Genomic DNA, 23,080 nt, shown 5'->3' with positions numbered 1-23,080 from the left:
CGCCGACCTCTTTCCCTGAAGCCTTGGGCTCCGTGTCGTGCCAGTCGCGGAGCCTCTTTTTTTGCCGCCGGCAAGTTTCAGTCTTTGCTCCGGGCAAATCGCACGCCCCTTTCGCACCGCTGTCGTCAGGCAAATGCTAGGCTGCTAACCGGAATTCAACGAAATAGACCGATGACCATTCCCGGGCTCCAACACTCACGTTAGGGTAGGGGCCGATGGCCGGACCGCATCCCGCTTGGGACATCCGGCCGGGATCGAAATGCGTTGATTTGAAGAGTTGGCCTATGAACACGACCTCCGACACCGATTTCCCCATCCTCAATGCCGTTGAAGCCCGCGTTCTCGGATGCCTGATCGAGAAGAAGGAAACGACGCCCGACGTCTATCCGCTGACGCTCAATTCGGCGCATTCGGCTGCCAACCAGAAAACGGCGCGCGATCCGGTCATGGCGCTCGAGCAGGTCGAGATCCACCGCGCGCTCTCGTCCCTGGCGCAGAAGGGATTGGTCCGGCAGGCGTTTGCCTCGCGGGTCGAGCGCTACGAGCACCTCGCAGCCAACCGTTTTTCGCTGACGTCGCCGCAGATCGTCGTGCTCGGCCTGCTTCTTCTTCGCGGCCCCCAGACGGCCTACGAGCTTTGGGCGCGCAGCGAGCGCATGGCACGGTTCTCGTCGGTCGAGGAGCTGAAGGACAATCTGGATCTGATGATGGGCCGCCGGCCGCCGCTGATCGTTCAACTGAACCGGGGTGCCGGCCAGCGCGAGGACCGGTTCGCGCATCTGTTGTGCGGTGACGTCGAGCAGCCTGCCGAAAGGGCCGTCGTGTCTTCGGCGCCGAGCGGCTCGGCTTTATCGGCCCTCGAAGAACGACTGGAAGCGCTTGAGCGCAAGGTGGCGACGCTCGAGGAGCAGCTCGATGCTCTGACGCGCTGAAGGCGTCAAGCTTCTGAACATAATGTCACCGGGCGCGCCATGTGCGTCCGGTGACATATTGGGATGCGCTCAGCCGGCGTCGACCAACTGGCAGGCTGGTGTTTCCTTGGCACGCGGATAGTCGTAGGCGCCCACCTTAGAGGTGGCATAGCCGCCACCGACCAGCGCTTCGGCAAGCTTCACGGCCGCCGTTACGCCGTCGATCACGGGCATGCCGGTCCGCGCCTTCAGCCGATCGCAGAGCTCGGACATGCCGGCGCAGCCGAGGATGATCGCTTCCGCGCCATCCTCTTGACGTGCTTTCAGGATTTCCTGAACCAGCATCTCCTCGGTGTGGGCAAGATCCTCCTCCAGCGCCAGCACGGGCATGTCGACCGAGCGCACCTTGCGGCAGCGATGGCCTGCACCGTAGGCCTCGGCCAGATCCTCGATGATCGGCACGGAGCGGGGCAGGGTGGTGATGATCGTGAAACGGGTCGCGATGTTCATCGCCACCTGCACGGCCGCCTGACAGATGCCGATGACCGGACCTCGGGCGATTTCGCGGGCAGCGCCAAGGCCGGGATCGTCGAAGCAGGCAATCACATAGGCATCGACGCCGCGCGCTTCGCCCTTGCGGATCTCCGCAAGCATGGCCGGCACCGCCATCGCTTCGTCCACATGGCCTTCGATGCTGGCCGGGCTCGATGTCGGGTTGATCGATTCGAGCTGGGTGTCGGATGCAGCGACGCGCTCGGCGCTGCGGTGCGCCTGTTCGGTCATCGAGCGGGTGGAGTTTGGATTGATCAGCAGGATGCGCATGGATCAGCTCGTCTTCCGCATGGCGTTTGCAAGGGGGGCATAGGCGGCAATGTCGGGCGTCGGCATGACGAATTGACGATCCGATGTGATGTAGTTGTTGGCGTGCAGCCGTGCGATCGGCTGGTATTGCGACGGGTCGACGTAGCGGCCCTCCTCGTCGAGGCAGTCCTTGCGCACGTGCATATGCACGACCTCGCCGAGAACGATGACGCGGCGGTCGTATTCAATGAGCCGTTCGACACGGCATTCCATCGAGCAGGGCGACTCGACGATACGGCGGGCGCCAACCTTGAGGCCGTCAGCCGCTGTCAGTCCGGCGATTGCCACTTCGTCGACATCCGGCTCGAAGGATAGGCCGCAGACCAGCATCTGGTCGGCGATCGCCATGTCCACCATGTTGACGACGAATTCGTTGGTACGCCGGATATTGGCGACCGTGTCCTTCTCTGCGCCGTTCGGGCGGGTCTGGATACCGAGGATGACGATCGGCGGGTCGTGCGAGAAGACGTTGAAGAAGCTCATCGGTGCGGCATTGTCCTGTCCGCTCGGCGAGAGCGTCGAGACCAGCGCGATCGGTCGCGGGCCGATGAAGTTCGTCAGCAGGCGGTAACGGTCCTGGGCCGGCAGTTCTGTGAAATCGAAGTCCATCGGAGCTCTCAATTGGCGCCGCGGCCCGGGTTTGTGCCGGTCGCACGGTCGTGTTTAAGCGGTTGCCATTGCACATCAAGTTGCGGTACACAATATTGTCTACAATTTTGTAGTCAATATCTAACTGCAGCGGATGGAATTGACTTTGAGCGCCGCACGGCGAGAGTAAGCGAACGGCTAAGGGAGATTTCATGTATAACGCGGACGAAGTCGCCGGTGCTCCGACGGCGATCATTTGCGAGAAGATCTGGCTTGCGATTGCAGAGCGTCGGCTACGGCCGGGAACGCGATTGAAAGAAGAGCAACTTGCCGAAATATTCTCCGTCAGCAGGGCGCGCATCCGCCAGGCACTGACCGCGCTCGAGCGCGATGGCCTTGTGACGATCATGCCGAACCGTGGCGCCTTCGTCTCCGAGCCTTCGGTGGACGAGGCACGCGATGTCTTCGTTGCCCGCAGGGCGATCGAGCAGCGCGTCGTCGAGCGCCTTTGCGAGCGCGCCAATCCCAAGGATATCGTCCGGTTGCGCGCCCATATCGAAGAGGAGCGCATTGCCGGCCGGTCCGGCAATCTTTCTGATATCGTTCGGCTTTCCGGCGGTTTCCACCTGTTGCTCGCGGAGCTTTCGGGTTCTGCCTTCCTCTTCGGCATCCTGCGAGACCTTGTGTCCCGGACATCCCTGATCACAGCGATGTACCGGTCGAACCACCTGCACAATTGCGGGCCGGACGAGCATCTGGCCGTGGTCGAGTTCATCGCTTCTCGCGATGTGGCGAGCGCGATCAAGGAGATGGCCGAGCACCTGAACCATGTGGAAGCGGAACTGGATCTGGACGAGGAGAAGGACCAGCCCCGCGATCTTCGCACTGCATTGCTCTGATGCGGCGCGCGCGACCCATTGCACCGCACTTTAGAGGAGGCGGTGCCTGCCAGCAGACTGAAGGAAGATATGACCAACCGTAGTTATTATGCGCCGCATGGCGGCAACCCGCCCCAAACCCAACTGCTTTCGGATCGCGCGGTCTTCACTGAAGCCTATGCGGTGATTCCGAAAGGGACGATGATGGACATCGTCACCAGCTATCTGCCGTTCTGGGACAAGACCCGGCTGTGGATACTGTCCCGGCCGCTCTCCGGTTTTGCTGAAACATTTTCACAATATATCATGGAAATCGCTCCGGGCGGCGGTAGTGACAAGCCCGAACTCGACGAGGGCGCCGAAGGCGCGATCTTCGTCGTTGAGGGCGAATTGACCATCACGCTCGACGGCAAGGCGCACAAGATGCAGCCGGGCGGCTTCGCCTTCATCCCGCCGGCAAGCAACTGGACCGTTCGCAATGCAAGTGAAGCGACCGTTCGCTTCCACTGGGTGCGCAAGGCCTACGAGTATGTCGATGGCCTGCTCGCGCCGGAGGCCTTCTTCACCAATGAGGCCGAAATCACCCCGTCGCCGATGCCCGGCACCGAAGGCAAGTGGGCAACGACCCGCTTCGTCGACCCGACGGACCTGCGCCACGACATGCACATGACGATCGTCACCTTCGAACCCGGCGCTATCATTCCCTTTGCCGAGACGCACGTGATGGAACATGGCCTCTATGTGCTCGAAGGCAAGGCGGTCTACCGACTCAACCAGGATTGGGTCGAGGTCGAGGCCGGCGATTACATGTGGCTGCGCGCCTTCTGCCCGCAGGCCTGCTATGCCGGTGGCCCGGGCAAGTTCCGTTACCTGCTCTACAAGGACGTGAACCGCCACATGAAGCTGCGCTCGCGCTAAGCGAACCAACGCCAGGGTATGCAAACCGCGCGTTCTACGAAACGCGCGGTTCTTCTTTGCAATCAATCGGTTATGGCGGCATCCGCAGACCGTTTTTTAATGGAAGCGGCGTCCGCTTGCTCAATCTACCAGTTGCGGATCGGCCGGCTGCAGGTTGCGCGGCTGGAGACGCCTGAGTGTGCTTCCGGTAGGGTTCTTGTCGAGGTGCAGCACGCGGGTAAAGAAGTCGCTGCCGCGTTCAGTGCGTCCGATGTTGACGATCGCCACGCCTTGAAGCTCGTCCTCCATGAACTTCAGCACGCGCTGGTAGGCGTCATCCTCAAGGGTATCGAGCGCTTCGTCGATGATCAGCCAGCGCGGCCTGTGCAGACCGAGCCTAGCGATGGCGAGGAGGCGCTGCTCGGCCTCGCTGAGGTTCATCTGCTTTCGTGCATCCTGGTCGAGCCGGCCACTCAGTCTGCCAAGGCCAACCTTGGAGAGAACGGCGGCGAGTTCGCCCTTGCTATAAGTGTCGGGTGGGCTCGGATAGGCGAGCACTTCTCCAAGCGTGCCCGGCGGGAAGTAGGGAGACTTCGGCACAAAAGCCAGGCCATCGTCCACCGGCAGTGCGATGCGGCCGTGGCCCCAGGGCCAGAGCCCGGCGATTGCGCGGAAGAACGGCGCCTTTTCCACCTCGGGCGCGCCGGTGACGAGCACGCGCTCGCCCGGATCGATGGTGACGCTCGGCTCGCGAAGCTGGATGCAGCCGGTCGGTGAGACGATCTCGATGTTGTCGAAGCTCATCTGCGGCGTATCGGAGGTCCTGAAGTCGATGCGCTTGTCGCCCTCATGCCGTTCGTCGGTCATCAGAAGTGCCGAGCGGAAGGCGGCGACGCGCAGCAACGTGGCGCGCCAGTCGGCGATCGCGCCGATGTTGTCGACGAACCAGCGCAGCGACGCATGCACCTGGTTGAAGGCGCCGACGGCCATCATCAGCCCACCGAAGCTGAGGTCGCCGGCGAAGTAGACCGGTGCGGCAATGACGATCGGCGCAACCACGGTGATCCAGCCATAGCCGCCGGTCACCCAGGTGAGTCGCGTTACCGCGCGCAGCAGGCCGTAGCTGATCTCGAGTACCGAGGCGAGGTCGCGCTGTAGCCGCTTTTTCTCGTTGGCTTCGCCCGACGAAAGCGACACGGCTTCGATATGCTCGTTGACCCGCATCAACGAGAAACGCAGCGCCGCCTCCCGGGCATAGTGCTCGCCATTCAGCGCCACCAGAGGCCGGCCGACCAGCCAGCTCAGCCAGGAAGCAGTCCCCGCATAGAGGATCGCCGCCCAGACCATGTAGCCGGGGATGGCGAAGGAATAGCTCGCGACATGGAAGACGAAGCCGTCCGATAGCGACCACAGTACGCCGATGAAGCTCACCAGCAGGATGCCGGATTGGAAGAGGCCGATCGAAAGTCCGGCCGAGAGGTCGGTCAGGTGGCGCGCATCCTCATGGATGCGCTGGTCCGGGTTGATGCCGATGGCGCCGGCATTCGCCAACCGGAACGCCCGCGTCGGGCGCATCCATTCGGTAATCAGGTCCTGGGTCAGGCCTTCCCGCAGGCGCAGCTTGATGACCTGTCCGAGCCAGGTTTGCAGGACGTTGAGGACGAGAAGAACGCCGGCGATCTGGGCGAAGACGACGAGTTGATGGAGAAAGGCCGGAAGGTCGCGTCGCTCGAGCGTGTCGTAGAACGGCTTGTACCATCGGTTGAGGATGATCTGACCAAAGGCCGTCACAACGATGACAACGATGATGCTTATGCTCAGCCAGATGATCTTGTTGCGCAGTGGCGAGGCCATGAAGGCCCGATGCATCATTCGCAATTGATCACCGAGGGATTGTTCGTCGCTAGGCTCTATCCGGCCACTAACTTCGCCGTTCGTCCGGTTCGACATCGGTGCGAATCTCTCCTTCCCGGTCTCCTCAATGAGAATATAGCCTGCCTTACCCTCTCTCCCTAGCGCGGATTGTCTGCACCCACATGTAACCGCGGTCACTGCACGCCCCGCAAAGACCGATATGCTTCGAAGTCCTTGCCTTCGCGGCACTGAGAAAGTTGATTTGTAACCGCGTGCAGAGAGTTCATAGTTTTGTGAACGAGGTCGAAAACGGCACTGAGGGAGGAACCTGCATGTCGGCGCATCTCGATCAAATCCGCGACCAACAAAGAGAGACCTGGGACCGCTTCTCCGCCGGCTGGAAGAAGTGGGACGCACTTGTGCTTGGCTGGCTTGCCCCCTTCGGCGAAGCGATGATCCGGCAGGCGACGATCAAGGACGGCGATCAGGTGCTGGACGTTGCCGCCGGAACCGGCGAGCCGGGTCTGACGGTGGCCGCGTCGATCCCGAAGGGTCGCGTGACCGTTACCGATCTCTCCGATCGCATGCTGCAGGTGGCGACGGAAAATGCCTGGCATCGCGGTTTGACGAATTTTGAAACGAGGATCTGCGATGCGGGTGCGTTGCCGTTTCCGAACGCGACATTCGACGCCGTCCTCTGCCGCTTCGGCTTCATGTTCTTTCCCGATGTTGCAGCGGCTGCCCAGCAGTTGACGCGGGTCGCGAAGCCCGGGTCGCGTGTTTGCGCCGCCGTCTGGGGTGCACCGGAAAAGAACGCCTGGGCTACGACGATCATGGCGACGATTGCCCGCAACGTCGACATGCCGAAACCACCCGCCGGCGCGCCCGGCCTGTTTCGCTGCGCGCCCGAGGGGCTGATGAAGGCCGTCTTCGAGGATGCAGGCTTGCGGGACGTCCGTCAGGAGGAGGTCACCACCACGATGGTCCACGAGACCCCGGAGGACTACTGGGCCTTCATGACCGAGATCGCCGCTCCCGTCGTTGCCGGACTGGCACAGGCGGACGACGAGACCCGCAACCGCATCCGCAGCGAGGTTCTCGATCTGGCGAGCCAGGCGATGCGGGCGGGCAAGGTGGAACTACGCTCGACGGCAACGATCATCGCCGGCACGCGGTCATAGAAGAAAGGAACGACGGGGAGGGGAGGTTTCCATGGACAAGCGGTCGGCAACGTCCAGCGGGGTGGAGGAAACGCTCGACCCGAAAGACTGGGCTGAATTGCGGGCTCTGTCGCATCGCATCGTCGACGATGCGATCGACTATCTGAGCGGGGTCAGGGAACGGCGCCGCGACGAGCGTCTTTCGTCGCGACACCACGGGGGGACTTCTCGATCGATTAGTCCAGCTTCTTTTCCGCCAGGAGCTTGGAGATCTGGTCGGCGATCTCGATGTTGTTGAGGTCAGACATCAGGAAGTGGGTGCCGCCCTTGATGCCTATGTCAGGCAAGTGAATGAGCGTGGCGTCGCCGCCGTGCCTGTTGACCGCATCGACCCAAAGCTTCGCCATCCCGAGCCGCACACGCCAGTTGTCCTGGCCGCGTTCGGCCGTCGGCTCGGTCGGGAAATTGTCACCGTAGTAGATGACGATCGGCAGCTTGGTCAGCTTCTCGAAATCGGCGACGGGTACCACCTCGCCCTTGAGGGTCCCTGCGGCGCTCGGCATGTCGGCCGGAACCTCGCCCTCCGGAAAGATGAAGCCGCTTCCTGGCTCAAGCGCGACGATGGCCTTGACCTTCGGATTCTTGATCGCCGTCAACCAGCCGGGGCCACCAGCCTGCGAATGGGTGAACAGGATCCCCGGACCGGTCTTGTCGAACAGCGCGGACATGGCATCGGAGATCACGTTGGGGTCGAAAGGCCCGGTGTTGGGCGTGACGGAGCGGAAGAACTGATCGAGTGCCGCGGGATCGCGGGAGAACTGGACGTTCGAGAAATACTCCGGCCACTTGCCGATACGGAACTGATCGAAGAAAAGCTGGTCGTATGGCGTCGGCTCGATCGTCGTTGCGACGGTGCTGTTGCCTGCACGGCCGCGACGCGGCTGATCGACAAGATAGACCGGGTATCCTCGGCGAAGGAAGATTGTCTGGAAGCCTTCGCGGCCGTCGGGCGTCGTCTCCCAGCTTCGGGCGGACTGGAAGGCTCCGTGGAGCATTACGATCGGCAGGGGCTTGGGATTCGGCGGAATCTGATAGAATACGTAGGCATGGTCGCCATGCAGCGTTTGCCCTGCCGCCGTGGGAGCGTTGTTGTCGAAGGTTCCAGGCGTGCTCGATACCGTGCCGCCGACCGCGAAGCTTCCCTGCTCCTGAATTGTCAGCGGCTCCTGCTTGGAAGCGCCCTGGGCTCCCGCCACGCCCGACGATAGGAGCAGCATGGAGAGCGCGAGCGCGGATAGAGGTCTGGCGAACATGGTCGGTACCTGCCTTTGAACATTGAGCTGGCAGGAGACTAACTGAGCATCATTCAGATGATTAGGGATGCATTTCCGATTGAGGGTATTAGCCCTCCTTATTAATACATGTTGTCACCCTCTGTAGCGAAGGGCATCAACGACGAGCTGGAATGCCGGGGACGCGTGGCGGCGGTTCGGATAGTAGAGATGATATCCGGGAAACGGCGCGCACCAATCATCGAGCACCCGGATCAGAGTGCCCCTGGCGAGATCCTCGGCCACCAGGTCATCCGGCATGTAGGCAAGACCCAGACCACGCCGGACAGCGTCGAGACGCATCGCGATGTTGTTGAACACCATTTGTCCTTCGACGCGGACGTTCAGTTCATGGCCGTCCTTCTCGAATTCCCACTGCAGAATGTTTCCATGCGTCGGCATGCGCATCTGAATGCAGTTGTGGGCCGTGAGATCCTGGGGGACCTCCGGCCACGGGTGCTGGTGGAAGTAGGACGGAGCGCCGACGACGGCCATGCGCATCTCCGGTCCGATCTTGATCGCGATCATGTCCTTTGCAAGTTGCTCGCCGAGCCGGACCCCCGCATCGTAGCGCTCCGCAACGATATCGGTCAGACCATAGTCGACGGTGATCTCGACATTCACATCAGGATTTTCGGGCAGGAACTTGTCTAGGCAGGGTGCCAGGACCGAGATCGCGGCGTGCTCTCCCGCCGTAATCCTGACCGTCCCGGCTGGTTTGTCACGCATCTCGGTGAGGGCAGCAAGCTCCGCCTGTATCTCCTCGAAGCGCGGCCCGGCCGTCTGAAGGAGACGCTCTCCCGCCGCCGTTGGAGACACGCGGCGGGTCGTCCGCGTCAGCAAGCGGAGGCCCAGCCGCTCCTCCAGTCCCCGGACGGTCTGGCTAAGCGCCGACTGCGACACTCCTAGCTTCACCGCCGCCCGCGTGAAACTCTCCTCGCGAGCGACCGTCACGAACGCAACCAGATCGTTGAAGTTCTCCTGCGGCATTCATAAGGCATCCTTATAGCTTCATCCCGATTACTGCCCCTAATCGACATGGTGAGCAAGAGCTATCTTTCCGTCATCGCAACGCAGCTTGCCGCGGAGGACGGTCAAGCAAGCAAGTCAACGGGACTGCAATGCCTGACGCAAACACAGCTACCTCGCCATCGAACAAGACAGCGATCCTTGCGATCATCCTCATCAGCTACGTGATGATCGTGCTCGACATTTCGGTCGTCCTCACAGGCTTGCCGAAGATCCACAACGAACTCGGCTTCACGGACGCCGGGCTTGCGTGGGTTCAAAGCGCCTATACGCTGACCTTCGGCGGCTTCCTGCTGCTTGGCGCGCGTGCCGGCGACATACTCGGCCGCCGTCGGATGTTCGTCGTCGGCATGACGATTTTCACGGTCGCCTCCGTCGCCGTCGGAGCCTCGCAATCGTCGACATGGATGCTGTCGTGGCGTGCAATCCAGGGACTTGGATCTGCGATCCTCGCGCCAACGACGCTCGCTCTCTTGCAGACCACTTTCGACGAGGGCGAAGAACGTGTCCGAGCTGTCTCGCTTTACAGTGCCGCAGCAGGCGTGTCCGCGACAGTCGGTCTCGTCGTTGGCGGACTGATTGCGGACTGGCTCTCCTGGCGGGTCGGGTTCTTGATCAATCTCCCGATCGGCATCGCCACGGTTGCCGCGGCCCGCATCTACATCCACGAGACAAAGAAGCGTCCGGGAACGTTCGACCTGTTCGGTGCAGTGACTTCGACGCTCGGCATGGCCGCCTTCGTCTACGGATTCATCCGTTCCGCCCAATCGGGATGGGACATCATAACCCTGACGACATTGGCTTTCGCCGTCATCATGCTCGGGGCGTTCGTGCTGATCGAGCGTCGTGCAAGGCAGCCGATCCTTCCGCTTCGCCTGTTCGCGGACATCGAGCGCTCCGGCGCCTATGGTGCCCGTGCGCTCTACATCAGTGCCATGGTCGGCTTCTTCTTTTTCACGACGCTGTACCTGCAGCAGGTCGCGGGTCTGCGCCCGGCACTGGCGGGACTTGCCTTCGTTCCCGCCACGATGCTGCATGTCCCGGTCGCGATGATCGTGCCTCGTCTCATCAGACGCTTCGGCCGGAATGCTGTTCTTATTGCGGGCATGCTGATCGGCATCGTCGCTATGGCCTGGCTCAGCCGGGCGGGGGTGGGTTCGAACTATTGGACGGCCGTGGCGTTGCCGATGGTGTTGATCGGTATCAGCCAGGGACTGACGCTCAGCCCGCTGACATCGTCTGGCGTCGTTCGGGTCGATCATGCGGACGCGGGAGCAGCCTCCGGCGCGGTCAACGTCGCCCACCAGATCGGCAGTTCCGTCGGTCTCGGCGTTCTCATCGCCATTGCCGCCATCGGATCGAATGGCCTCAACGGTGCTGACCTGACAGCATATCGAGTTTCGCATGCGTTCGACGCAGGAACCGTCATGCTGATCGCGACATTGGTGATCTTGCTTCTGACCATCATCCCTGCTGCACGGCGGCAGTCTAAATCCCAGGAAGAAGTCGCGCCGACCGAATGCGCGGCCTGATCAAGGAGAATGACCATGAAGAAACGAACTATCGGAACGCTCGAGGTTTCGACGCTCGGCCTCGGATGCATGGGCCTTAGCCACGGCTACGGAGCGGCGACCGACACGAAGGATGCTGTTTCGCTCATCCGGGCGGCCCACGACCGCGGCGTGACCTTCTTCGACACGGCACAGGTCTACGGCCCGTTCACCAACGAGGACGTCGTCGGGGAAGCTCTCGGGCCGGTTCGTTGCAAGGTGGTGATTGCCACCAAGTTCGGCTTCGAACTTCCAAGCCCCGACGGTGGCCAGCACATGAACAGCCAACCCGCCTACATCCGCCAGTCCGTCGAGGCATCTCTGAAGCGGCTTCGAACGGATGTGATCGATCTTCTCTACCAACACCGCGTCGATCCGAACGTGCCGATCGAGGACGTCGCCGGAACGGTCAAGGATCTCATTGCGGAAGGCAAGGTCAGACACTTCGGTCTATCTGAAGCTGGTGCGCAGACGATCCGCAAAGCCCATGCCGTGCAGCCGGTGACCGCTCTCCAGAGCGAGTACTCGCTGTTCTGGCGCGAGCCCGAGAAGGAGATCATCCCGACGCTTGAGGAACTCGGCATTGGCTTCGTGCCGTTCAGCCCGCTCGGCAAGGGCTTCCTTACGGGCAAGATCGACGAAACGGCGACCTTCGGCCCCGGCGACTTCCGCAGCGTGGTTCCGCGCTTCCAGGCGGAGAACCTCAAGGCGAATAAGGCGCTCGTGGCAGCTCTGACCCAAATCGCCGAAGCCAAGGGTGTCACGCCCGCTCAGATCGCGCTCGCTTGGCTGTTGGCGCAGAAGGATTGGATCGTGCCAATCCCCGGCACCACCAAGCTGCACCGCCTGGAGGAAAACCTCGGCGCCGCCTCGGTCGAACTCACCGCCAGCGACGCTTCTGAAATCGCCGACGCCGTCGCGAAGATCGACATCGTCGGAGACAGATACCCCGCGCACCTTCAGGCACGCGTCGGAAAATAAGACCAACGACCACAAGCCCCCCATCCAGACAAAGGATATGAAGATGACTACCACCGTACCCACCGTCACCCTGAACAACGGGCTCCAGATGCCGATCCTGGGATTCGGCGTCTTCCAGGTTCCCGATCCCGCCGAGTGCGAGCGCAGCGTCCGTGATGCGATCGATGTCGGCTACCGCCTGCTCGATACCGCGACCTCTTACGGCAACGAAGAGGCCGTGGGCACCGCGATCCGCAACCACGGTATCGATCGAAAGGAACTGTTCGTCACGACCAAGCTCTGGATCGAGGACGCGACCTACGAGGGGGCCAAGGCCGCGTTCGAGCGTTCGCTGAACAAGCTACAGCTCGACTATCTCGACCTCTGGCTCATTCATCAGCCATACGGCGACGTTTACGGTGCTTGGCGCGCGATGGAGGAGTTGTACGAGGCGGGCCGCATCCGCGCGATAGGCGTCAGCAACTTCTATCCCGACCGTCTGGTGGACTTCGCACTCCACAACAAGGTCGTCCCCGCGGTCAATCAGATCGAAATCCATCCATTCCATCACCAGGACGACGCTCAGAAGATCCTCCAGGAATACGGTGTTCAACCCGAAGCTTGGGGTCCATTCGCGGAAGGGAAGAACGGGCTGTTCACGAACGAGCTCTTGCAGTCGATCGGTAAGAAACATGGCAAGAGTGTCGCTCAGGTCGTGCTGCGGTGGTTGATCCAGCGTAATATCGTCGCGATCCCGAAGTCCGTCCGAAAGGAGCGCATGGCCGAGAACTTCTCGGTCTTCGACTTCGAACTCGACCAGGACGATGTCGCCTCGATCAGCGCGCTCGACCAGAAGACCAGCAGCTTCTTCGATCATCGCGATCCGGAGAAAGTTAAGTGGCTCGGCACCCGCAAGCTTTGAGCCGAGGTCGGAGTATCGGCATGTCGACCTCCCGTTTCGGTTTCGATGCCATAGGCACGGCCTGGGAGGTCGACACGCCTGCACCACTCGATGCCGGAACCCGGGAAGAAATTCTGGGGCTGGTCGTTAGCTTCGATCGCACCTATTCCCGGTTCCGCAAGGACTCGATGATCGCGAGGGTCTCTGAAGCCGTCGACGGTGGCTCGTTCGTCTTCCCATCCGAAGCGGCGGGGATGTTCGATCTCTACGACCGGCTTTACGTAGCTACGGATGGGGCCGTGGATCCTTTGATCGGCCGGGATCTCGAACTGCTGGGCTATGACCGCGAGTATTCGCTGTTGCCACTCCCAATCGACTGCGGACTGCAGCGCGCAAGCTGGCGGCGCGACGTGCTCAGGAATGGAAGCGAGCTATCGACGCGGAAGCCGCTCACGATCGACCTCGGCGCTGTCGGAAAAGGATATCTCGTTGATCTAGTAGCTGATGTCTTGGAGAAGGCAGGGTTCCGAGACTTCATTGTCGACGGCAGCGGAGACATGCGCCACGCTGGTGGAACCGCCCTTGAAGTCGGTCTGGAACATCCTCTCGATCCGACAATGGTGATCGGCGTCGCGAGCCTGCTGAACAGATCTCTCTGCGCTTCGGCAGCCAACCGGAGACGATGGGGCGACAACCTCCATCATGTCCTCGACGGCCGAACGGGGGGTCCCACCATGGATGTCATCGCAACCTGGGCCATCGCCGCCGACACGGCGACTGCGGACGGCCTTGCAACAGCGCTTTTCTTCGGTTCCGCCTCGCGTCTGAAGACCACGTTCGACTTCTCGTACGTCCGCATGTTTGCGGACGGGCGTGTAGAAGTGTCTGAAGACTTCGAAGGCGAACTGTTCATATGAGAAGGGATCGACCATGCGAAACCAGAAAAGCGATATTCTTATGGCTGCGGCACTCTCCGTGGTTCTTTCAGGACAAGCCGACGCTCAGGGCGCACGTCCCCCGCAGTACGCCGACGGCGAGTATACGGCGACGGGCGAATACGGCGGGCAGCCCTCTCACATCACCGTCCGAGTGACGCTGAATGACGGAGTCATCACGGCAGTCGCTGTAACACCGCACGCCTACGTGCGTCGCTCCCTAGAACTCCAACGTGCATTCGCGGACGCCGTGCCGAAGGCCGTTGTAGGTAGACGTATCGATCAAGTCAGGGTCGGAAAGCTGGCGGGTTCGAGCGGGACGCCGAAAGGATTCAACGACGCCATACGCCAGATTAGGGAACAAGCAGCGCGCAGGTAGACAATAAACTACGTCGGTGGCGCTGACCGACAGGCCAGCCTCCTTGGACGCTCAGGCCTCCCAACAATGCTCAGTCGCTGCCGGCAAAATCGCGTGATCGCGCCGTGATGCCGCGCCTCGGTGCCGCGATCTGGCGAACCCGCCGCGGCCAAACCTTTCAGGTTGGTGTCAGGTTAGGGTGGCTTGTGTGGTGCATCAATCGCTCCGGGGACAGAGGCGATTGCCCTCTCCTTTGGCGTGCTCCGGAAAAGAAAGGAAAATGCGAATGGTTGGCAAGGCCCCGCATCTACACGTGCACGACAACAGCCACCGCCGGGATGAAGTTTTCGCCGCACCGGACCAGAATGTCGGCGACTTCGCCTTCAATGCCACTGTGGCTGCCGTCTTCGACGACATGGTCAGCCGCTCGGTTCCCTATTACGGCGAAATCCAGCGGATGGTCTGCGAACTCGCCAGCGACTTTGCCGAAGCCGACACCAACCTCTACGACATCGGCTGCTCGACGGCGACGACGCTGCTCGGGCTGGACGCCATCGTCGATCCTGCCGTGCGCTTCGTCGGCATCGACAACGCGCCGGACATGATCGAGAAGGCGAAGGAAAAGATCGCCCAGGCAAACTCCAACCGGGCGATCGACCTCAGGGGAGGCGACCTGCACCAGGGCATCGAGATCCACAATGCCAGCGCTGTCCTGATGCTCCTGACCCTGCAGTTCGTGCGCCCCCTCTATCGCGAGCGGGTCATGCGCTCGATCTATGATGGTCTCAACGAGCGCGGCGCTCTGCTGCTCGTCGAAAAGCTGACCAGCGAGGACTCGACGTTCAACCGCCTGTTCATCGAGCACTACTACGATTACAAGCGCCGCAACGGCTATTCCGAGATCGAGATCGCCAAGAAGCGCGAGGCGCTTGAGAACGTCCTCATTCCCTATCGCCTGGAGGAAAATTTCCAGCTTCTGAAGGAGGTGGGCTTCCGCAGCGTCGAAGTGTTTTTCCGCTGGTACAATTTCTGCGGCATTATCGCGATCAAGTAGGACGGACAGACCATGATCGCGATCGGCAATTTTCTCTTCCGCTTCCGCAACCAGTTGTTCCCCGCGATCATCGTGGTGTTGTTCCTGCTGATGCCGCCGCCGGCATTGGTGTTGGACAATCCGCTGCTGACGCTGGCCAAGGACGCGGTCGCGGTTCTCGTCATCCTGGCCGGCCTGGCACTGCGCGCGACGGTCGTCGGCTACAAGTACATCCAGCGTGGTGGCCTGAAAAAGAAGGTCTACGCCAAGGACCTGGTGACCGAGGGCATGTTCGGCGTTTGCCGAAACCCGCTCTATGTCGGCAATATGTTGCTCTACTCCGGCGTCTTTCTGCTGCACGGCAACCCGCTGCTCATCGTGGTCGGTATCGGGCTCTTTGCCTTCATGTATCAGTGCATCGTTTATGCGGAGGAGGCCTTCCTGCTTCGCACCTTCGGCGACGCTTATCGCGCCTATTGCCGCGATGTGCCGCGCTGGATGCTGCGCCTCTCGAACTTCAGCCAGTCGACGGAAGGCATGACGTTCAACATCAGGCGCGTCGTCGGCAAGGACTATTCGACCGTCTCGGCGGCCATGATCGCGGTGCTGGCGACGGAGATGTACAAGTTCGCGACCTACGAGTCGTCTAGCCAAAATGCCGGCGTGCTGGCTGTTCTCGGCGGCGCGATGGCGCTGGTCGGGATCGCGACGGCTGTCATCAGCTACAAGAAGCGACGCGGGGCCTTTCGCGATCCCGTCGCCTCCTGAAATCCTCGCTCTTCTGCGCCTTGAGGGCGGCGGCCGAAACGGGCCGCCGTCACCGCATTTCTCCGCTTGGCCGCTCAAGGACTTGACGCCCATCCCCGATCGACCCTAGGCAAGGACGAACAAGTGTCCGGTGATATCTTGAGAGTCCTACTAGTCGAAGACGATCAGGTTCTGGGGGAGGCGCTGCGCGACCATGTCGCCGCGGCCGGCCATGCGGTGGACTGGTTCAAGCGCGTCCTCGATGCGGTGGCCGCGACCGATACGGTAACCTACGGACTGATCCTGCTCGATCTCAGGCTGCCCGACGGTGATGGACTGATGCTTCTGCGTTCGCTGCGCGCACGTGGTGACGGCACGCCTGTGATCATCCTGACGGCGCACGACCAGATATCCGACCGGATCGAGGGGCTCAACAGCGGCGCGGACGACTATCTGGTCAAGCCTTTCGACCTCAATGAACTGACGGCCCGCATGCTGGCCGTTTCCAGGCGCTACACCGGCAACGCCGCGCCGACGGTCAAGCTGCCCGGCATCGAGATCGACCAGGTTCACCGCAAGATCGCCGTCAACGGCGACAGCCAGAACCTGAGCGCCCGTGAATGGGCCGTGCTGGACAAACTGGTCGCGCATCCCGGCGCGCTCGTGTCCAAGGCGCAACTGCACGATGCGCTTTACGCCTTTGGCGCCGAGATCGAAAGCAATACGGTCGAGGTCTATATCAGCCGCCTGCGCAAGAAGATCGGGCCCGATCGGATCGAGACCGTGCGCGGCCTCGGCTACTGCCTTAGGTGATCGCATGTCCGACAAGAGGAGCATGACCCGCAGACTGGCGATTGCCCTTACCGGCATCGTCGCCCTCTTCTGGTTCGTTGCGCTCGGACTTGGCGTCTACGTGATGCAGGACGAGTTCACCGAAATCTTCGACAGCGGCGTGCAGGAAACGGCCGAGCGATTGTTGCAGGTCATCGCCGACGATGTCGCCAGAGACGCGGCGGACGGCGCGCCAAAAGCCTCCGTCGTGGCACCGGCGCTCAATGCGCAATATCTCACCTATCAGGTGCGCGACCGCGATGGCCGCGTCCTGTTTGACGACGGCGCGCCGGAGCCCTTTGCCGTTCCCCTTGCGACCGGCTTCTCGCAGACCGCCACCCATCGGATCTTTACGGCCGGGACCACCGACGGATCGCTCTACGTGCAGGTTGCCGATGCGATGGAGCATCGGACAGAGGCGCTCATGGAAGGCGGAACAGCGCTGCTTCTGCCGTTGCTCGTGCTGATACCCGGCAGCATCCTTGCGATCGTCTTCGTCGTCCGCAGCACGCTGTCGCCCGTCTCTCAGCTGCGCGACGACATCCTGACCAAGGACAGCGGCAATCTGGCGCCGATCGACGAGGCGACGCTGCCACGTGAATTGCGCGCGATCGCCCGTTCCGTGAACCTGCTTTTGGCGCGGCTGAAGGCAGGCCTGGAGGCGGAGCGGGAGTTCACATCGAACAGCGCCCATGAACTGCGGACCCCGATTGCCGGCGCGCTCGCGCAAACCCAACGGCTGGCGCGCGAGGTGCCGCCGGAATACCAGCCGAGAACCGCCCAGATCGAAAGGGCGCTCGTGCATCTGAGCCGGCTTGCCGAGAAGCTGCTACAGATGTCGCGCGCCGAGGCGGAGATTGCCATTTCGGACGAACAGCATGATCTGCTGCCGGTCTTGATGGTGGTGATGCAGGACCTGGAGCGCTCGGCGCTCGGCGCCAATCGCCTGAATGTTCACGTCGCCAAGGGCACCGTGCTCGAACGCCCGATTCGTGTGGACGCCTTTGCGATCGTTTTGCGCAATCTTCTCGAAAATGCGCTGATCCACAGCCCGCCGGGCAGCCGCGTCGATCTCCATGTCGACCCGATGGGTATCCGTGTCACCAACGAAAGCGCTGTCGTCGCCGCCGACGTTCGCGCCAACCTGACCAAACGCTTCGTTCGCGGCCCGACCGAGGCCTCCGGTTCAGGGCTCGGCCTTGCCATCGTTGAGCGGCTCGTCGAGCAGATGCAGGGCGAATTGCGGATCGCTTCGCCGGCGCGGGGCAGAACGCAGGGTTTTGAGGTGGAGGTCCGCCTTTGATGGCTCGCCGGTGAACCCGCCGGTGTCTGAGCCAAGTGTTTCGTGGCTATCGATCACGGCGACGCGGTGGAAGGACGAGCAACCGGGGCGCCTGGAACGGCACCCCGGTTGCCTCTAGACCTTACTGCTGGTCGAGCGCCCGGGTGAGGCTCAGCGCGGCGATCGTGCAGATTGCACCCGAAATCAGGTAGCCGCCGATGAAGATGATGCCGAAGCTGCTTGCAAGGCCGAGCGCCACGAGCGGCGCGAAGGCCGCACCGACGAGCCAGGCGAGATCCGACGTCAGAGCGGCACCCGTGTAGCGGTAGTATTGGGTGAAGCGCGAGGAGACGGCGCCGGAGGACTGGCCGAAGGAAAGGCCGAGTATGGCGAAGCCGATCAGGATGTAGGCGTCCTGGCCCTTGCCGCCGGCATCGAGCAGGAAGGGAGCCGAGAAGCTGAAGATCGCGATCAGGATCGCGCCGATCATCAGCTGGTTGCGGCGGCCGACCCGGTCGGCAATCACGCCCGAAAGCACGATACCGATGGCGCCAACGACAGCACCGGCGACCTGAACCCACAGGAACTCTGCGGCCGACTGGCCACCGTTGAGCGTCACCCAGCTCAAGGGGAAGATGGTGACGAGGTGGAACATCGCAAAGCTTGCAAGCGGCACGAAGGCACCGAGCACGACGTCGATGCTGTGTTTGCTGAGCATCTCGAAGATCGGCCGTGCCTCGAGCTCCTTGGCTTCCATGGCGGCGCCGAACTCCTTGCTGGCGACGATGCGAAGGCGGGCAAAGAGCGCCACGACGTTGATCGCAAAGGCGACGAAGAAGGGATAGCGCCAGCCCCAGGCGAGGAAATCTTCCTGCGACAGGTTGCTGACGAAGTAGCCGAAGAGGATGCTCGCAAGCGCAAAGCCGATCGGCGCGCCGAGCTGCGGGATCATCGCGTACCAGCCACGGTGATTCTGCGGCGCATTGAGGTTCAGCAGCGATGCAAGGCCATCCCAGGCGCCGCCAAGCGCAAAGCCCTGTCCGAGCCGGAACAATGCCAGGAGCGCCACGGCCCAATATCCGATCGTGTCATAGCCGGGCAGGAAGGCGATCGACGCCGTCGAGCCACCGAGAATGACGAGTGCGATCGTCAGCTTCGTGCCGCGCCCGTAATTGCGGTCGACCCACATGAAGACGAAGGAGCCGACTGGGCGGGCGAGGAAGGCAAGCGGGAACAGCGCGAAGGACATCAGCGTCGCGGTGACCGCATTGGGTGCGAATGGGAAGATCAGCTTCGGGAAAACGAGAATAGAGCCGAGGCCGTAGACGAAGAAGTCGAAGAACTCCGAGGTTCGCCCAATGACCACGCCGATGGCGATGCTGCCGGGGGACAGAGGCTTGTCGTCCTCGTGTATGCGACGTGCGTCCCGTTCGAGACCAGACGATGTTGGGTTAGCGACCGAAACCATGAATTTCTCCGACGAACGAACGTCTTGTCGTTAGAGTGTTGACCAATTGGCGTCTGATATCAAGAATGCCGTGCACGTACATGCGCACATGCCTCATTCGAGTTCGTGCCTAACGTTCGCTGGAACAGCCGGCATCGAACCGACAATAAGCCTTTGCGCCCGTACAAACGCGCATAGAGCGATACGGCCGTCACTGCACTGCGGCAAAATGTTGCGCTGCGACGATGGACCTCACTTCCATGCGCGATCATGCCCGAGTAATGCCGACTAGACAAAACGCAAGTTGAGGCCGCAATGCCGAAGCCATACAGTTTAGCCGGACGATCGATGATTGCCGTCCTGTTGCTCTCCGTTCTCTCGGGATGCAACATGGTGGTGATGTCGCCTTCCGGTGACATCGCCGCGCAGCAGCGGGATCTGATCGTTATTTCGACGGTCCTGATGCTGTTGATCATCGTTCCCGTCCTCTTCCTGACGCTGTTCTTTGCCTGGCGCTATCGCCAGTCGAACACAGCCGCCAAGTATGATCCGGAATGGCACCATTCCACCGGCCTCGAAGTCATCATCTGGTCGGCGCCGCTCGCCATCATCATCGCGCTCGGCGCGATCACCTGGGTCAGCACCCACAAGCTCGACCCCTATCGACCGCTCGATCGGATCGATGCGGCGCGCCCGGTGACCGAAGAGATGAAGCCGATCACGGTTGAAGTCGTCGCGCTCGACTGGAAATGGCTGTTCTTTTATCCGGAATACGGCATCGCCACGGTCAACGAGATGGCGGCACCGGTCGACGTGCCGATCAATTTCAAGATCACCGCCTCCTCGGTGATGAATTCGTTCTATGTTCCCGCGCTCGCCGGCATGATCTATGCGATGCCCGGCATGCAGACCAAGCTGCACGCCGTCATCAACAAGCCAGGCGAATACGAAGGCCTTTCGTCAAACTACAGCGGCGACGGCTTCTCGCACATGCGCTTCAAGTTCCACGGTGTGGACCAGGCAGGCTTTGACGCCTGGGTTGCCCGGGTCAAGCAGAACGGCACGATGCTCAATCGCGACGCCTACCTGAAGCTCGAAAAGCCGAGCGTGAAGGAGCCGGTGCGCTACTACGCTTCCGTCGATGACGGCCTCTATGAAGCCGTTCTCAACATGTGCGTGCGCGAAGGCCAGATGTGCATGAAGGATATGATGCACATCGACATGATGGGCGGAGCCGGTGTCGAAAGCCATGAGAACCGGGCCAAGCTCGAGCACGACAACCGCCATGTGGGCGGTGTGACCGAAGCGGCCGCACCGGCTGCGACCTTCCCCGAAACCGGCAATCCCGCCAAGAGCGAGGAACCGGCCGAGGGCGTCAAGGAAGAGCAGCCTGCACCATCTGCAGAGCCGATGAACCACGACATGCACAAGACGCAGTAGGACTTTCGCGCGCTCGCAGGCTTCGATCCAGCGAGCGCCAAGGCCTTTTGGGCCGCAATTCGAGACATATTGGAAGACCCATGTTTGGTGACACCAGCCTCACGCAATTCATCTTCGGGCGGCTTACCTGGGAAGCGATCCCCTATCACGAGCCGATCCTTGTCGTGACCTTCGCGGCCGTGGCCGTCGGTGGCCTGGCGATCGTTGCGCTGATCACGAAGTACAAGCTCTGGGGCTATCTCTGGCACGAGTGGTTCACATCGGTCGATCACAAGAAGATCGGCATCATGTACATCATCCTGGCGATCATCATGCTTCTGCGCGGCTTTGCCGACGCGATCATGATGCGCCTGCAGCAGGCGATCGCCTTCAACGGCAACGAGGGCTACCTCAACCCGCACCATTACGACCAGATCTTCACGGCGCACGGCGTGATCATGATCTTCTTCGTGGCGATGCCCTTCGTCACCGGTTTCATGAACTATGTCGTGCCGCTGCAGATCGGCGCGCGTGACGTTTCGTTCCCCTTCCTCAACAATTTCTCGTTCTGGATGACGACGGGCGGCGCGGTCATCATCATGATGTCGCTGTTCGTCGGTGAATTCGCGCGCACCGGCTGGCTCGCCTATCCGCCGCTCTCGGGCGCGGACTACAGTCCCGGCGTCGGTGTCGACTATTACATCTGGGGCTTGCAGGTCGCGGGTGTCGGCACGACGCTATCAGGCATCAACCTGATTGCGACCATCGTGAAGATGCGCGCTCCGGGCATGACCTTCATGAAGATGCCGGTCTTCACCTGGACTTCGCTCTGCACCAACATCCTGATCGTCGCGACCTTCCCGATCCTGACGGCGACCCTGGCGCTGTTGTCGCTCGACCGCTACCTCGGCTTCAACTTCTTCACAAATGACCTTGGTGGCAATCCGATGATGTACGTCAACCTCATCTGGATCTGGGGCCACCCGGAAGTCTACATCCTGATCCTGCCGGCCTTCGGCATCTTCTCCGAGGTCGTCGCGACCTTCTGCGGCAAGCGTCTGTTCGGCTACACCTCGATGGTCTACGCCACCTGCGTGATCATGATCCTGTCCTACCTCGTGTGGCTGCATCACTTCTTCACGATGGGTTCGGGTGCCTCGGTCAACGCCTTCTTCGGCATCACCACGATGATCATCTCGATCCCGACGGGCGCGAAGATGTTCAACTGGCTCTTCACCATGTATCGCGGGCGCATCCGCTACGAACTGCCGATGTTGTGGACGATCGGCTTCATGGTCACCTTCGTGATCGGCGGCATGACCGGTGTCATGCTGGCCATTCCCCCGGCGGACTTCGTGCTGCACAATTCGCTGTTCCTGATTGCCCACTTCCACAACGTCATCATCGGTGGCGTGCTGTTCGGGTTGATGGCCGGCGTCGTCTACTGGTGGCCGAAGGCCTTCGGCTACAAGCTCGATTACTTCTGGGGCGCGATGAGCTTCTGGTTCTGGCAGATCGGCTTCTTCTTCGCCTTCATGCCGCTCTATGTGCTCGGCCTGATGGGCGTTACCCGTCGCGTCAGCCAGTTCGAAGACCCGTCGCTGCAGATCTGGTTCATCATCGCCGCTTTCGGTGCGATCCTGATCGCCATCGGCATCGCGTCCTTCATCATCCAGCTTGTCGTCAGCTATCTCCGCCGCGACCAGCTGCGCGAAACCTCGGGGGATGCCTGGGAAGGCCGCACGCTCGAATGGTCGACCTCGTCGCCGCCGCCGGACTACAACTTCGCCTTCACGCCCGTCGTGCATGACCACGACAGCTGGTACGACATGAAGAGCCGCGGTTACGAGCGCCCGCTCGAAGGCTTCAAGCCGATACACATGCCGAAGAACACCGGCACGGGCGTCATTCTCTCCGGCCTCAGCGTCGTGCTCGCCTTCGCGTTGATCTGGTACATCTGGTGGCTGGCGGCGGTATCCTTCGTCGCTCTGATCGCCGTATCCATCGGTCATACCTTCAACTACAACCGTGATTTCTTCATTCCCGCGGAAACCGTCGCGGCGACGGAAGATGCACGCTCGAAGCTGCTTGCGGAACGGATCTGAAAC

20 protein-coding genes are annotated in these 23,080 nt (G+C 61.6%); 14 read left to right on the top strand and 6 right to left on the bottom strand.

All coding sequences use genetic code 11. From position 1 onward, the window contains the following. The first annotated feature begins 284 nt into the window (after positions 1-284). Complete coding sequence (locus IB267_RS24250; RefSeq protein WP_192449942.1) at positions 285-932, top strand: YceH family protein; 648 nt, start codon at positions 285-287, stop codon at positions 930-932. Positions 933-1,001: 69 nt separating this feature from the next. On the opposite strand, the gene IB267_RS24245 is transcribed toward IB267_RS24250, so the two are convergent. Both IB267_RS24245 and IB267_RS24240 read right to left on the bottom strand, forming a co-directional pair. Next, complete coding sequence (locus IB267_RS24245; protein ID WP_192449941.1) at positions 1,002-1,733, bottom strand: aspartate/glutamate racemase family protein; 732 nt, start codon at positions 1,731-1,733, stop codon at positions 1,002-1,004. Between the two features lie 3 nt (positions 1,734-1,736). Beyond that, positions 1,737-2,381, bottom strand: a complete 645-nt coding sequence (locus IB267_RS24240) for a flavin reductase family protein (RefSeq protein WP_192449940.1) — start codon at positions 2,379-2,381, stop codon at positions 1,737-1,739. Between the two features lie 191 nt (positions 2,382-2,572). On the opposite strand from IB267_RS24240, the gene IB267_RS24235 reads away from it, so the two are divergent. Both IB267_RS24235 and IB267_RS24230 read left to right on the top strand, forming a co-directional pair. Continuing rightward, positions 2,573-3,259: a GntR family transcriptional regulator gene (locus tag IB267_RS24235; RefSeq protein ID WP_052201955.1), complete on the top strand. Its 687-nt coding sequence runs from the start codon at positions 2,573-2,575 to the stop codon at positions 3,257-3,259. 69 nt (positions 3,260-3,328) lie between these two features. Further along, positions 3,329-4,156: a bifunctional allantoicase/(S)-ureidoglycine aminohydrolase gene (locus IB267_RS24230; protein ID WP_192449939.1), complete on the top strand. Its 828-nt coding sequence runs from the start codon at positions 3,329-3,331 to the stop codon at positions 4,154-4,156. 120 nt (positions 4,157-4,276) lie between these two features. On the opposite strand, the gene IB267_RS24225 is transcribed toward IB267_RS24230, so the two are convergent. Then, on the bottom strand, positions 4,277-6,085 hold the full coding sequence (locus IB267_RS24225; protein WP_192449938.1) for an ABC transporter ATP-binding protein/permease: 1,809 nt from the start codon (positions 6,083-6,085) through the stop codon (positions 4,277-4,279). Between the two features lie 236 nt (positions 6,086-6,321). Here IB267_RS24225 and IB267_RS24220 point away from each other — a divergent pair, with 236 nt between their 5' ends. Next, positions 6,322-7,170: a class I SAM-dependent methyltransferase gene (locus IB267_RS24220; RefSeq protein WP_192449937.1), complete on the top strand. Its 849-nt coding sequence runs from the start codon at positions 6,322-6,324 to the stop codon at positions 7,168-7,170. 215 nt (positions 7,171-7,385) lie between these two features. Here IB267_RS24220 and IB267_RS24215 read toward each other — a convergent pair whose 3' ends face one another. Together IB267_RS24215 and IB267_RS24210 are read right to left on the bottom strand one after the other, a co-directional pair. Further along, positions 7,386-8,462: an alpha/beta fold hydrolase gene (locus tag IB267_RS24215; RefSeq protein ID WP_192449936.1), complete on the bottom strand. Its 1,077-nt coding sequence runs from the start codon at positions 8,460-8,462 to the stop codon at positions 7,386-7,388. Between the two features lie 114 nt (positions 8,463-8,576). After that, on the bottom strand, positions 8,577-9,470 hold the full coding sequence (locus tag IB267_RS24210; protein WP_192449935.1) for a LysR family transcriptional regulator: 894 nt from the start codon (positions 9,468-9,470) through the stop codon (positions 8,577-8,579). Between the two features lie 131 nt (positions 9,471-9,601). Between IB267_RS24210 and IB267_RS24205 the strand changes: the two genes are divergently transcribed. The 8 genes from IB267_RS24205 (at position 9,602) to IB267_RS24170 (ending at position 18,127) form a co-directional block, all read left to right on the top strand. After that, positions 9,602-11,041, top strand: a complete 1,440-nt coding sequence (locus tag IB267_RS24205; protein WP_192449934.1) for an MFS transporter — start codon at positions 9,602-9,604, stop codon at positions 11,039-11,041. 15 nt (positions 11,042-11,056) lie between these two features. After that, on the top strand, positions 11,057-12,040 hold the full coding sequence (locus IB267_RS24200) for an aldo/keto reductase (RefSeq protein WP_192449933.1): 984 nt from the start codon (positions 11,057-11,059) through the stop codon (positions 12,038-12,040). A gap of 43 nt (positions 12,041-12,083) precedes the next feature. Continuing rightward, positions 12,084-12,941, top strand: a complete 858-nt coding sequence (locus IB267_RS24195) for an aldo/keto reductase (RefSeq protein WP_192449932.1) — start codon at positions 12,084-12,086, stop codon at positions 12,939-12,941. Between the two features lie 20 nt (positions 12,942-12,961). Further along, complete coding sequence (locus tag IB267_RS24190) at positions 12,962-13,837, top strand: FAD:protein FMN transferase (RefSeq protein ID WP_192449931.1); 876 nt, start codon at positions 12,962-12,964, stop codon at positions 13,835-13,837. A gap of 662 nt (positions 13,838-14,499) precedes the next feature. Beyond that, positions 14,500-15,267, top strand: a complete 768-nt coding sequence (gene cmoA / locus IB267_RS24185) for a carboxy-S-adenosyl-L-methionine synthase CmoA (RefSeq protein ID WP_192449930.1) — start codon at positions 14,500-14,502, stop codon at positions 15,265-15,267. Between the two features lie 12 nt (positions 15,268-15,279). Beyond that, positions 15,280-16,014 carry an isoprenylcysteine carboxylmethyltransferase family protein gene (locus IB267_RS24180; RefSeq protein ID WP_192449929.1) on the top strand — a complete coding sequence of 245 codons (735 nt, stop codon included), beginning with the start codon at positions 15,280-15,282 and terminating at the stop codon, positions 16,012-16,014. A gap of 138 nt (positions 16,015-16,152) precedes the next feature. Beyond that, positions 16,153-16,806 (top strand): response regulator transcription factor, encoded by a 654-nt coding sequence (locus IB267_RS24175; RefSeq protein WP_192449928.1) that lies wholly within the window; start codon positions 16,153-16,155, stop codon positions 16,804-16,806. A 4-nt stretch (positions 16,807-16,810) separates the two neighbouring features. Beyond that, positions 16,811-18,127: a HAMP domain-containing sensor histidine kinase gene (locus IB267_RS24170; RefSeq protein ID WP_192449927.1), complete on the top strand. Its 1,317-nt coding sequence runs from the start codon at positions 16,811-16,813 to the stop codon at positions 18,125-18,127. A gap of 121 nt (positions 18,128-18,248) precedes the next feature. Here the strand turns inward: IB267_RS24170 and IB267_RS24165 are convergent, their stop codons facing one another. Continuing rightward, entirely contained in the window at positions 18,249-19,574 is a 1,326-nt protein-coding gene (locus IB267_RS24165; protein ID WP_043621273.1) for an MFS transporter, read from the bottom strand. 327 nt (positions 19,575-19,901) lie between these two features. Between IB267_RS24165 and cyoA the strand changes: the two genes are divergently transcribed. After that, positions 19,902-20,993, top strand: coding sequence for a ubiquinol oxidase subunit II (cyoA, locus tag IB267_RS24160; RefSeq protein WP_192449926.1), 1,092 nt, complete (start codon positions 19,902-19,904; stop codon positions 20,991-20,993). Between the two features lie 80 nt (positions 20,994-21,073). After that, complete coding sequence (cyoB, locus tag IB267_RS24155; RefSeq protein ID WP_192449925.1) at positions 21,074-23,077, top strand: cytochrome o ubiquinol oxidase subunit I; 2,004 nt, start codon at positions 21,074-21,076, stop codon at positions 23,075-23,077. Positions 23,078-23,080 lie beyond the last annotated feature (3 nt).

The sequence above is a fragment of the Ensifer sp. ENS09 genome (genome assembly GCF_014852425.1).
Lineage (GTDB): Bacteria > Pseudomonadota > Alphaproteobacteria > Rhizobiales > Rhizobiaceae > Ensifer.
Note: the sequence above shows the minus strand (reverse complement) of the source record. Positions and strands in the feature narration are given on the sequence as shown.